This window comes from Sphingopyxis sp. sgz302558, assembly GCF_057220455.1.
The window spans coordinates 265,394-277,230 of record NZ_JBXPUZ010000001.1 but is presented as its reverse complement, the minus strand read 5'-3'; the positions used below and the strand labels follow the sequence as shown (position 1 = coordinate 277,230).

Here is an 11,837-nt window from a genome sequence, read left to right as displayed (position 1 = left end):
ACGCGGTCCGAACCCGATGCGAACCAGCGCAGCAAAGCGCCATTCGGGCAAAGGGTGGAGGGCGTGACAAGCCGCATGTGGCATCAACCTGACGGAGGATGGCGATTAGAGGCAGACCATACCGCCCCCGCACCATCCCATGGATCACCGGTGCGCAAGGCGTGCAACCGGCATGACCGGGGGTGCTAGCAGCGCTGCAGACGGGCGGCAACAAAAACAACGGGCGAGGTCAGTCGGTTCCGGCATCTGTTCAGGCGCGCCCAGCGATGGCATAATGGCGGCATGGCATTGCTGGCTGGCCTGATCCTGACTTTTCTGGCGCCCAGCGGCGTGCCTGAGCACCGCTTTCACGCGGCCAAGCGGCCCGGCGCGCGCTATAGCGTGACCATGCCTATTGGCCGGCCGCGCCCGCCGACCGAGCTGCCGAAGATTGCCGGACCGAACGATGCCAATTTGCCGCTGGTGGTGATTGATGCCGGACATGGCGGGCACGATCCCGGCGCGATCAGCCCGCATAATGGCGCGCGCGAGAAGGATGTAACGCTGGCGCTGGCCCGAGCGCTGCGCACCGAATTGCTGGCGACGGGGCGAATCCGTGTCGCGTTGACGCGCAGCGACGACCGTTTCCTGATCCTTGAAGAGCGCTATGGGGTCGCCCGGCGGCTGAAAGCCGATCTGTTTATCTCGCTTCACGCCGATGCCGCCGCGACACCCGACGCGCGCGGCGCCTCTATCTATACGCTGTCTGAAACTGCGTCGGACCGCGAGGCAGCGCGGCTGGCGATGCGCGAAAACCGCGCCAATGTTATTGGGGGCGTTGACCTTAGCCAGCAAAGCAACGCCGTGTCGTCGATCCTGATTGACCTTAGCCAGCGCGAAACAATGCAATTGTCGGTGGATTTTGCTCGGCTTTTGCAGCGCGAAACTTCCCCTGCGGTCACCTTTCGCACCACGGCGCGGCGCTTTGCCGCCTTTGTGGTGCTAAAATCGCCGGATACACCGTCTGTCCTGTTCGAAACCGGCTTTATTTCCAATCGCGAAGATGCCGAATTTCTGGCGTCCACCAGCGGGCAGCGCGCGCTGGCGCGGGGCGTGCGCGCTGCGGTGCAGGCGCATTTCGCGCGGCTAGCGGCGGCGCGTTGAGCAGGGTCGGAGGTCAAGGGCCATTTTGCTTTCCTCCACGATTCTGAAACGGTAGAGGCACTGGGCAATGGTCGCCGAAGCCCCCAGCAATTTCCGCATGCGCCTGCGCCGTGATTCGGGCGCGGTATGGCAATGGGTGCAGGACAAGTGGGTGCATCGCTGGTTCCGCTGGCCCATCTATGCGTTGGGCGGGCTGGTCCTGCTATGGTCGCTGATCTGGATATTGTTTGCGCGCGACCTGCCATCGGTTGACCAGCTGCGTGACTATGAACCGCCGTTGCCCACTATCGTGCGCGATGCGAGCGGCATGCCGGTGCACAGCTATGCACGCGAGCGGCGCGTGCAGCTGGCCTATAATGAATATCCGCAATTGCTGGTCCGCGCCTTTCTGGCGGCCGAAGACAAGACATTTTTCGAGCATGGCGGGCTGGATTATCCCGGCCTCGTGCGCGCCGCTTGGGATGGGCTGACCAGCGGGGAAACGCCGCGCGGCACATCAACGATCACCCAGCAAGTCGCCAAGAATCTGCTGTTGTCGAACGAGGTAACCTACACGCGCAAGCTGCGTGAGGCGATTGTTGCCTTCCGCATGGAAGACGCGCTGACCAAGGAACAGATTCTCGAGCTGTACCTGAACGAAATCCCGCTGGGGCGGCGCAGCTTTGGGGTGCAGGCGGCAGCGCGCGCCTATTTTGACAAGGACGTCGGCGATCTGGCGCTGCATGAGATGGCCTTTCTGTCGATCCTGCCCAAGGCGCCTGAAACGCTGGGCCGCGCAAAATTTGCGGCGCGCGCGCTGGAACGGCGCGACTATGTGCTGGGGCAGATGCTGGCCAATGGCTGGATCACCGCCGCGCAGCGACAGGCCGCCGCCGCGCAGCCGCTGGGCGTGGTGGCGCAGCAGGGCAGCCCATTCCGTCAGGTTGGCGGCTATTATATGGAACAGGTTCGCCGTGACCTGATCGAGAAATTCGGTGAGGATGCCGAAAAGGGCAGCAAGAACAGCGTCTATGACGGCGGGCTGTGGGTGCGCAGCGCCTATGACCACGACATGCAGGTGGCGACAACGCGTGCGCTGCGCAGCGGCTTGCAACGCTATGACGCGGGCAAGGGCTGGTCGGGGCCGATTGCGACGATTGAAGCTGATGACCAGTGGCAGAGCCGTCTGGCGTCGAGCTTCGTCAGCATCAATTATGAGGATTGGCGCATCGCCGCCGTCCTGTCGAAAAGTGGCAGTACGGCACGCATCGGCTTTGCCAATGGCGATACCGGGACTTTGCCCGCCAGCATGGCCGGCATGCCCTATCGCCGTGCCGGTACGGCGGCGTTCAACGCGCTGCGCCCCGGCCAGCTGATCGCGGTCAAGCCGCAAGGGCGTGACGTTTACGCATTGCGCAACATCCCCGAAGTGTCGGGCGGGATGGTGGTGCAGAACACCCATAATGGCCGCGTCCATGCAATGCAGGGCGGGTTCGACGTCAATCTGTCACCTTTTAACCGCGCAACGCAAGCCGAGCGTCAGCCGGGGTCGACGATCAAGCCGTTTGTCTATGCCGCCGCGCTCGATAACGGTATGACCCCCGCCTCGCTGATCGTCGACGGGCCATTCTGCGTTTATCAGGGCGCGCGCTTTGGCAACAAATGCTTCCGCAACTTTGGCGGTGCGCGCGGCGCAGGCGAACAGACGATGCGCTGGGGTCTGGAGCAGTCTCGCAACCTGATGACGGTCAAGACCGCCAGCACCATCGGGATGGAGCCGATCGTCGAAACCATCGCGAAAATGGGGATCGGCAAGCACGAACCCTATCTCTCGACTGCGCTCGGCGCGGGGTCGACGACCGTTATGAAGCTGACCAATGCCTATGCAATGTTGGCCAATCACGGCCGCGAGCTGCGCCCCAAGTTGATCGATTATGTGCAGGACCGGCGTGGGCGGGTGATTTATCCCGAGAAGTGGAAGCCCTGCGCCGGTTGCAACATGAAGGATTGGGACGGCAAACCGATGCCGCGCTTTGCGGCGACCGGCAAACAGCTGATGGACCCGATCACCGCCTATCAGATGGTGCATATATTGGAGGGCGTCGTCCAGCGCGGCACGGCGGTGACTTTGCGCGATCTGGGCCTGCCCTTGTTTGGCAAAACCGGCACCACCAATGGCCCCAAGGATGTATGGTTCGTCGGTGGAACGCCCGACATCGTCGCAGGTGTTTATATTGGTTTCGATACCCCGCGCGATATGGGCGGCTATGCGCAGGGCGGCAGTCTGGCCGCGCCGATTTTCAAGCAATTCGCGACGCTGGCGCTCGCCGACCGCCAACCGGTGCCGTTCGTCGCGCCCAAAGGCGTGCGTATGGTGCGCATCGACCGGCGCAGCGGCAAACGCATCTATGGCGGCTGGCCCACCGACGACCCCAAGGCCGCGATCATCTGGGAAGCGTTCAAGCCCGAGAGCGAACCACGCCGGACGATAAGGCAGGACGAAGTCGAAAGGCGCGGCCCCGCGCGGCAAACCGGGCCAGCGCAAAAAGCCGCACCAACGCGCCGGAGCGATCAGGATTTCCTGGAGGACAGGGGCGGGATTATTTGATGGGGGTGGTCCCTTTACACACGAGTGAGCAGGTGCGCGACCTCGGGTCAAGCCGGGGGTGACGTTCGGCCAGCGCCCCCACTTCCCCTAACCCCGCTATCCCACTAAGGGCGGTGGCAATCATCTTTTGGAGCAAACCACATGCGCGCCGAAGCGCAGGATCATATTGACCGTATCAAGGCTGCGATGGCGCTGGTGCGCCGTTTCCTGGACTGGGAGCGCGCGTTGCGGCGGCTCGACGAGCTGAACAACCGCGTGGAGGACCCTTCGCTTTGGAACGACCCCAAGGCGGCGCAGGAGGTGATGCGCGAGCGGCGGCGGCTGGACGAGGCCGTGGGCGCAGTGCGCGCCATTGAACAGGAAATGGCCGACACCGCCGAGCTCATCGAACTTGCCGAAATGGAGGGCGACGAGGCGATGGTCGATGAGGCCGTAGCCGGGCTGGCGGCGCTGGCCGAGCGTGCAGACGAAGACAAGATCAAGGCGCTGCTTGCGGGCGAGGCCGATGGCAATGATTGCTACATCGAAATCCACGCCGGGGCCGGCGGTACCGAAAGCCAGGACTGGGCCGAAATGCTGCTGCGCATGTACCAGCGCTGGGCCGAAAAGCGCCGCATGAAGGTCGAAATGGTCGAATATCAGGGCGGCGACCAAGCGGGGATCAAATCGGCGACTTTGCTGTGCAAAGGCGAAAACGCCTATGGCTATGCCAAGACCGAAAGCGGCGTTCACCGTCTGGTGCGCATCTCACCCTATGACAGCTCGGCGCGGCGGCACACCAGTTTCTCGAGCGTCTGGGTCTATCCCGTCATCGACGACAATATCGAGATCGAAATCAACGAAGGCGACCTCAAGATCGATACCTATCGCGCGTCGGGCGCGGGCGGACAGCATGTCAACACCACCGACAGCGCGGTGCGTATCACGCACATCCCCACCGGCATTGTGGTGGCGAGCCAGAATGATCGTTCGCAGCACAAAAACCGCGCCACCGCGATGGGTATGCTGAAAGCGCGCATGTACGAGGCCGAACTGCAAAAGCGCGAGGCCGAGGCGAGCGGAGAATATCAGGCGAAGACGGAAATCGGCTGGGGCCACCAGATCCGCTCCTACGTGCTGCAACCCTATCAGCTGGTGAAGGATTTGCGCACCGGCGTGACTTCGACAGCGCCGGGCGATGTGCTCGACGGTGCACTCGACCCGTTCATGGCCGCCGCGCTTTCGCAGAAGGTGACGGGCGAAAAGGTGGTGGTGGAGGATATCGACTAATGCGCCGCGCCGCCGCTTTGCTTTTGCCGTTGTTGCTTGCGGCATGCGGAGGCCCGCTGTTGGGCGGCGACGAGCGGGTCGATACGGCGCGGCAATTCCCGCCTGCCGATCGCCCCGTCGCGCCGACCGTGTCGACAAAATGGTCGACCGAGGAAGCGCGCGACCGGGTGCGCGAGGCCGAGCAGATTATGGACGCTGCCGCTGTCGCGCCGGGCATGACAGTGGCCGATATCGGCGCGGGCGATGGTTATTACACCGTGCGGCTGGCGCAGCGCGTGGGCGAACGCGGGCGGGTGCTGGCGCAGGATATCCAGCCCAAGGTGATTGAACGGCTGGCCGACCGGGTGGCGCGCGAGCGGCTGGACAATGTGTCGCTGAAGCTGGGCGGGGTGGATGATCCGCGCCTGCCACCGAACAGCTTTGACCGGGTGTTTCTGGTTCACATGTACCACGAAATTGGCGAACCTTATGCCTTTCTGTGGCGGTTATGGCCTGCGCTGCGCGACGGCGGCGAAGTGATTGTGGTCGACAGCGACCGCCCAACCGATCAGCATGGAACGCCATTCCGCCTGCTGGTGTGCGAATATGAGGCGGTCGGTTACCGGCTGGTGGCCTTCAGCGAGAAAAAGGATGTGGGCGCCTATTTTGCCCGTTTTGCCCGCCAACCCAAGCGACCCGAGCCTGAGGCGATGACGGCGTGCAAAGACGGGTGACGCGGCTTAGTAACTAACCACCAGCGCATTCGCGGGCACCGCCGCCAGATAGCCGACCAGCCCGGTTGCGCGGGTGTCAACCGCCAGCGCCTCCATCGTTACCCCGGCCAGCGCAAGCCCCGACTGGCACACGAATATAGGCACGCCGGCCGCGCGCACTTCGCCAAGCAGTGTTGCCAGATCGGGCTGGCCCGCTGCCTGCCGCGCATGGTCGGCGGGGTGGATAACCGGGCGGCGCAAGCCCGCGACCGCCTCACCCTGAAAGAAAATTTCAACCTCGCGTCCCAGCGCGGCCCAGGCCATCGCCGCCTCTAGCGCGGCATAGATGCGTGCGCTGTCCAGTGCGGCGACGATAATCCTCACTGGCGACATGCGGGGCACTCCGGGTCTTTGGCGATGCGCACTTCGCGCCAGCGCCGCTCGAGCATATCGCTGAGGACTAGCTTTCCGGTTAACGGTGCACCGAATCCCGCGATCATGCGGACCGCTTCCACTGCTGCCAGCGTGCCGGCAAACCCCGCGAGCGCCCCAAGCACGCCCGCTTCGGCGCAATTGACGCCGTCGCGCGCGGGGTCGTTGCCGACGAGGCAGGCATAGCAGGGTTGGTCGGGCCGCCACCCTTCGAAGAGCGCGACCTGTGCGTCGAACGCACCGATGGCGGCGCTGAGCAACGGGATGCGCGCGGCGATGCAGGCGGCGTTGACCGTCAGCCGCGTGGCGAAATTGTCGCAGCCGTCGATGACAAGTGAAGTCTCCACCAGCAACGCGGCGGCATTTCGCGCGTCGATGCGCTGGGTACGTGCATGATAGGCGCCATGCGGGTTGATCCGACGCGCTGCCTTGGCCGCTGCCTCGGCCTTGGGCGCGCCAATGTCGACGTCAGCGAACAAAATTTGGCGCTGCAGGTTCGACAATTCGACCCTATCGTCGTCGATGATGGTCAGCGCGCCTACCCCCGCTGCCGCCAGATATTGAATCACCGGACAGCCGATTCCGCCCGCACCAATGACCGCGACATGCGCCGCCTTGAGCCGCGCTTGTCCCGCACCGCCGATTTGTGGCAGCACGATATGCCGCGCATATCGGTCGAGTTCAGCGTCGCTGAGCAACGTCACTCGCCGGGACGGCGCATCTTCATGCCCATCAGCGAGCCGACGCCTTTGGGATCGGCATCGTCATCGCTGACGCTGTCGGTGCCGGTTGATCCGAAACCGCCCGAGCCGCGCTCGGTTTGCGGCAGTTTTTCCACCTCGGCAAAAATGGCGCGCTGCACCGGTGCAGGCACCAGCTGGGCGATGCGGTCGCCGCGTTTGATGTCGAAATTGTCACTACCCATATTGGCCAGGATGACCTTCACCTCGCCGCGATAGTCGCTGTCGATAGTGCCGGGGCTATTGAGGCAGGTGATGCCATGATGAAGCGCAAGGCCCGACCGCGGGCGCACCTGCACCTCAAATCCTGGCGGGATCGCCATGGCAAAGCCGGTGGCGACCGCATGGCGCGTGCCGGGACGCAAGGTCAGCGTTTCGGCCGCGACCACATCCATGCCCGCTGCACCCGCGCTGGCATAGGCGGGCAGGGGCAGGCCGCCACCGTTGGGCAGCCGCTGGATTGCAATTTCAATTGGTTGGGGTGTTGGGGGCGTCGGGGGCAAGGACATCGGCGATCCTTTCAATCAGCTTGGCAGCAACCTTGTCCTTGGCCATGCGCTCCCAACTGTCAACGCCGACGGCGCTGACAATATGCACCCTGTTAACCTCACCGCCCATCGCGTCGGCCGTAACGTCATTGGCAACGATCCAGTCGCATCCCTTTTTGGCGAGCTTGGCTTGGGCATGGGCAAGCACATCGTTGGTCTCGGCGGCAAAGCCGATCAGCAGGCGCGGGCGCTGCGCATGTTTGCCCAGAGTTGCCAGAATATCCGGATTTTCAGTGAGATGGAGCGGTGGCACCGTTCCCGTCCCATCCTTCTTGATCTTGGTCGCCGACGCATCCGCCGCGCGCCAGTCGGCGACTGCTGCGACCATGATGGCGGCATCGGCAGGCAATGCGCGTTCCACTTCGGCCGCCATCTCGCGCGCGCTTTCCACATCGATACGGACTACGCCCGCTGGTGTGGGCAAATTCACCGGTCCGGCGATCAGCGTCACCTCGGCTCCCGCCTGCGCGGCGGCGGCGGCGATCGCAAAGCCCTGTATGCCGCTCGACCGGTTGGCGATGTAGCGCACCGGGTCGATGGCCTCATGCGTCGGTCCGGCGGTGATCAGGATGCGCTGGCCGTGCAGCGGGCGATGGCTGGTGGGGGCGAAATCGGGCTGACCATTGAGCGTTGGCGGCGTTTCAAGCATGGCGCGAATCTGTGCTGCTACGGCCTCCGGTTCCGGCAACCGGCCCGGCCCATATTCGCCGCACGCCATTTCGCCCTCGTCAGGCTCCATCACCGTCACCCCGTCGCTGCGCAGTGTGGCGACATTGCGCCGCGTGGCGGGGTGGAGCCACATGCGCACATTCATCGCGGGCACCGCCAGCACGCGCTTGTCGGTGGCGAGCAGCAATGTGGTGGCGAGATCGTCGGCAATCCCCGCTGCCATTTTGGCAAGCAGGTCAGCGGTGGCGGGGCAGACGACGACCAGATCGGCCTGACGCGACAACTGGATATGCCCCATCTCGACCTCATCCTTCAGGTCGAAAATATTGGTGTGGACGGGATTTTCGGACAGCGCGGCGAGCGTCAGCGGCGTCACAAATTGCTCGCCCCCGCGCGTGAGGACGCAGCGCACCTCTATCCCCGCCTTCTTGAGCAGGCGGACCAGTTCGATGCTCTTATAGGCCGCGATACCGCCGCCGATGATCAGAAGGATGCGGGGGTTTGGCATTGGCTTACCCTAGCCAGCTTGCTCCAGCAGCGCCAGCGGCTGCTGCAAGAGCTGCAACGAAAACATAACGCCACCAGCCGCTCCCCTTGCGCTCCCACATCAGCTGCACATCGGGAAGCGGCGGTGCGGGCGGCGCGCCGCCCTTGCGCGGGAGTTGGTCGTCCAGCCGCCGGATGATGTCGGGGATCAGCGCCAGCGTGTTCACCTGTTCGCGCAGGCCGTCGGCGAGCGCGGCTTCGGGACCGAGTTCGTCGCGGATCCATTCCTTCACATAGGGGCCCGATGTGTCCCACATGTTGATGCCGGGGTGCAGCGCGGTCGCGACGCCTTCGACCATAACCATGGTTTTCTGAAGCAGCAGCAAGTGCGGCTGCGTCTGCATGTCGAAATCGCGGGTGATGGCGAACAGCCCGTCGAGCATCTGGCCAACAGAGAGCTCCGAGACCGGCTTACCGCGCATCGGCTCGCCCACGGCGCGCAGGGCGGTCGCGAATTCCTCGACATTGTGGTGCGCAGGCACATATTGCGCCTCGAAATGAATCTCGGCGACGCGGCGGTAATTGCCCGTGGTCAGGCCATAGAGAATCTCGGCGAGCCAGAAGCGCGCCTTGCGGTTGATCCGCCCCATTATGCCAAAATCGACCACCGCCACGCGACCGTCGGGTAGCACGAACAAATTGCCCTGGTGCATGTCGGCGTGGAAAAACCCCTCGGCAATTGCCTGACGCAAAAAGCTTTTGACCAGGTTGGCGGCCATCGCGGGTAGGTCGTGCCCGGCGGCGACCAGCTTGTCGCGCTCCGAAATCTTGGTGCCGTCGAGCCATTCGAGCGTCAGCACGCGGCCCGAGGTGCGGTCCCAGTCGATGGCTGGGACATGATAATGGGCATCGCTCGCCATCGCTTCGGCAAGCTCGCTGGCCGATGCCGCCTCGCGCCGGAAATCCAGCTCGCGCATTGTCCAGCGCTTGAAATTGGCGATCACGAGCCGCGGTCGCAGGCGGCTGGCCTCGCCGCCCAGCGCCTCGAGGTGCGCGGCGGCCCATTCATAAGTGTCGATATCGCGCGCGAACTGTTTGTCGATGCCGGGGCGCCGCACCTTGATGGCGACGGTGCGCCCGTCGCTGGTGACGCCCTTGTGCACCTGCGCAATACTGGCCGAGCCGACGGGCACGGGGTCAATGCTCTGGAACAGGCTGTCGACCGGGCCGGGCAATGCCTGCTCCAGCTCGGCACGAATCGCGGCGAAAGGCAGCGGGTCGAGCGCGTCCTGCAGCGTCAGCAGATTGCGCGCGGCTTCTTCCCCGACCAAGTCGGGGCGGGTTGCCAACGTCTGACCCAGCTTGACCGCTGCCGGACCAATCGCCTGAAACGCGGCAGCATAATCGGGCACACGCGGCTGGCGGGCGCCAAAGCGCGCGATGCGGCACAGCCGCTTGACCCCAGGCGGGGTGGTTGGCGAGGCTTCAATTCCGCGCAGCGCCCCATGGCGCGCAAGGATGCGGCCCCAGCGCAGCAGCCGGAAAATATGCGTTGCAGGTGAAGTCACACCTTCCACCCGCTGTGGATGGCGACGAGCCCGCCCATAATCGGTTCGACCTTGACCTGCGCAAAGCCTGACTTGCGGATCATTGCGGCAAACTCGGGCATGGGCGGAAAGCGGCGGATTGATTCGATGAGGTAACGATAGCTGTCGGCATCGCCCGCGATCATCTCACCCAACTTGGGCACAATGCGGTGCGAATAGGCGTCATAGACTTGCGCGAAACCCGGCCATTCGTTGGTCGAAAACTCAAGGCAAAAAAAGCGCCCGCCATATTTCAGCACGCGATGCGCTTCGGCCAGCGCGCGGTCGATGTGCGTCACATTGCGGATACCGAAAGCGATGGTGTAGGCGTCGAAAAAGCGGTCGGGAAAGGACAGCGTCTCGGCGTTTTGTTCGCTCCATACCAGACTGTCGATACCGCGCTCCGCCGCGCGCTCCATGCCCACGCTTAGCATGTCGGGGTTGATGTCGGCGACCGTGATGCTGGCCCCCGATGGCTCCATGCGAAAGGCAATGTCGCCCGTGCCGCCGGCCATGTCCAAAATCTGCTCGCCGGCGCGCGGTTTGACCCGGCGCACGAAACGGTCCTTCCAGCGGCGGTGCAGCCCCGCCGACATGGCATCGTTCATCCGGTCATAATTGCGCGCTACGCTGGAGAACACTTCACCAACGCGCTCGGTTTTTTCGGCCGGGGTGACATCGGTATAGCCGAAGCTGACCGTTTCGGGATTTGCCATGGGTGCGAACCTGTTGCGGCGGGATAGCCGCGATTTGACAATGTCCTTAGCCAAGGGTTGCGGGGCGCGCAAACGGCGCGTAGCGGCGGGTGCGATATGCCCGAACTGCCCGAAGTCGAAACCACTGTGCGCGGTCTGGCGCCGCTGCTGACGGGTGAGCGGCTGGCGCGCGTGGCAACCTTTCGCGCGGATTTGCGCCGCCCCTTTCCGGTTGATCTGGTCCAGCGGCTGACCGGCGCTACCGTGACGCACCTGTCGCGCCGCGCCAAATATGGTCTGATCCACACCGACCGCGACGATGCGATGATCTTTCACCTCGGCATGTCGGGGCGCTGGCGCACCGATGGGGCAGAGCCTGAAAAGCACGACCATTTGCTGCTTGAAACCGGCGGCGGGCGGCGGCTCTATTTGCACGATCCGCGCCGTTTCGGCTCGGTCGATCTGGTCGCGGGCGATGCCGAAACCGCGTTTGCGCCCTTCCGCGCGCTGGGGCCGGAACCGCTGACCGACGCGCTGTCGGCCGCTTATCTGGCAAAGGCGCTGGCGGGCAAGGCCACCGCTATCAAGCTGGTATTGCTCGACCAGCGCATCATCGCGGGGCTGGGGAATATCTATGTGTGCGAGGCGCTGAATCTGACCGGCATTGCACCGACGCGCGCGGCGGGCTCGCTCAGCCGCGCCAAGCTGGCCGCGCTCGTCGAGGCGATTCGCGATGTGCTGACCGCGGCGATTGCGGCGGGTGGCTCGTCCTTGCGCGATTTTCTCCATCCCGATGGGGCGCTGGGCTATTTCGCCAATGACTGGCGCGTCTATGGACGCGAGGGCGAGGCGTGCCCGTGCGGGCGCGGCGGCATGGTCGTGCGGACCGTCCAAGGCGGGCGATCGACCTTTTTCTGCGCGAAATGCCAACGCTGAGCGGTTGACGAATCTGTTGGACCCGCCTAAGGGCGCTCCTTCGACAGGCGGGCG

At 64.2% G+C, this 11,837-nt stretch carries 10 protein-coding genes and 1 pseudogene; 5 read left to right on the top strand and 6 right to left on the bottom strand.

All coding sequences use genetic code 11. The features are described 5' to 3' along the window. Positions 1–282 precede the first annotated feature (282 nt). The 4 genes from AC2TC0_RS01380 (at position 283) to AC2TC0_RS01365 (ending at position 5,712) form a co-directional block, all read left to right on the top strand. Positions 283–1,143 carry an N-acetylmuramoyl-L-alanine amidase family protein gene (locus tag AC2TC0_RS01380; RefSeq protein ID WP_484715697.1) on the top strand — a complete coding sequence of 287 codons (861 nt, stop codon included), beginning with the start codon at positions 283–285 and terminating at the stop codon, positions 1,141–1,143. Positions 1,144–1,210: 67 nt separating this feature from the next. Continuing rightward, the gene (locus AC2TC0_RS01375) at positions 1,211–3,730 is read left to right on the top strand and encodes a penicillin-binding protein 1A (protein WP_484715696.1); all 2,520 of its coding nucleotides are present in this window, start codon (positions 1,211–1,213) and stop codon (positions 3,728–3,730) included. Between the two features lie 141 nt (positions 3,731–3,871). Further along, the gene (gene prfB / locus AC2TC0_RS01370) at positions 3,872–4,999 is read left to right on the top strand and encodes a peptide chain release factor 2 (RefSeq protein ID WP_484715695.1); all 1,128 of its coding nucleotides are present in this window, start codon (positions 3,872–3,874) and stop codon (positions 4,997–4,999) included. Continuing rightward, on the top strand, positions 4,999–5,712 hold the full coding sequence (locus AC2TC0_RS01365; RefSeq protein WP_484715694.1) for a class I SAM-dependent methyltransferase: 714 nt from the start codon (positions 4,999–5,001) through the stop codon (positions 5,710–5,712). Before prfB ends, AC2TC0_RS01365 begins: the two co-directional genes overlap by 1 nt. Before the next feature lie 6 nt (positions 5,713–5,718). On the opposite strand, the gene AC2TC0_RS01360 is transcribed toward AC2TC0_RS01365, so the two are convergent. The 6 genes and pseudogenes from AC2TC0_RS01360 to AC2TC0_RS01335 all read right to left on the bottom strand — a co-directional run bounded on the left by AC2TC0_RS01360 (position 5,719) and on the right by AC2TC0_RS01335 (position 10,868). After that, positions 5,719–6,084, bottom strand: a complete 366-nt coding sequence (locus tag AC2TC0_RS01360) for a DsrE family protein (protein ID WP_484715693.1) — start codon at positions 6,082–6,084, stop codon at positions 5,719–5,721. Then, on the bottom strand, positions 6,072–6,821 hold the full coding sequence (locus AC2TC0_RS01355) for a HesA/MoeB/ThiF family protein (RefSeq protein WP_484716452.1): 750 nt from the start codon (positions 6,819–6,821) through the stop codon (positions 6,072–6,074). The genes AC2TC0_RS01360 and AC2TC0_RS01355 overlap by 13 nt, the downstream gene beginning before the upstream one ends. An 86-nt stretch (positions 6,822–6,907) precedes the next feature. Beyond that, a pseudogene (gene dut, locus AC2TC0_RS01350) lies at positions 6,908–7,372 on the bottom strand (dUTP diphosphatase); the annotation flags it as partial. Beyond that, positions 7,332–8,588 (bottom strand): bifunctional phosphopantothenoylcysteine decarboxylase/phosphopantothenate--cysteine ligase CoaBC, encoded by a 1,257-nt coding sequence (gene coaBC, locus AC2TC0_RS01345; RefSeq protein WP_484715692.1) that lies wholly within the window; start codon positions 8,586–8,588, stop codon positions 7,332–7,334. The gene coaBC and the pseudogene dut, both read right to left, overlap by 41 nt. A gap of 4 nt (positions 8,589–8,592) precedes the next feature. Continuing rightward, complete coding sequence (ubiB, locus tag AC2TC0_RS01340) at positions 8,593–10,134, bottom strand: 2-polyprenylphenol 6-hydroxylase (protein WP_484715691.1); 1,542 nt, start codon at positions 10,132–10,134, stop codon at positions 8,593–8,595. Then, complete coding sequence (locus tag AC2TC0_RS01335) at positions 10,131–10,868, bottom strand: class I SAM-dependent methyltransferase (protein ID WP_484715690.1); 738 nt, start codon at positions 10,866–10,868, stop codon at positions 10,131–10,133. Before AC2TC0_RS01335 ends, ubiB begins: the two co-directional genes overlap by 4 nt. Before the next feature lie 96 nt (positions 10,869–10,964). Between AC2TC0_RS01335 and mutM the strand changes: the two genes are divergently transcribed. Next, on the top strand, positions 10,965–11,783 hold the full coding sequence (mutM, locus tag AC2TC0_RS01330; RefSeq protein ID WP_484715689.1) for a bifunctional DNA-formamidopyrimidine glycosylase/DNA-(apurinic or apyrimidinic site) lyase: 819 nt from the start codon (positions 10,965–10,967) through the stop codon (positions 11,781–11,783). The last annotated feature ends 54 nt before the right edge of the window (positions 11,784–11,837 follow it).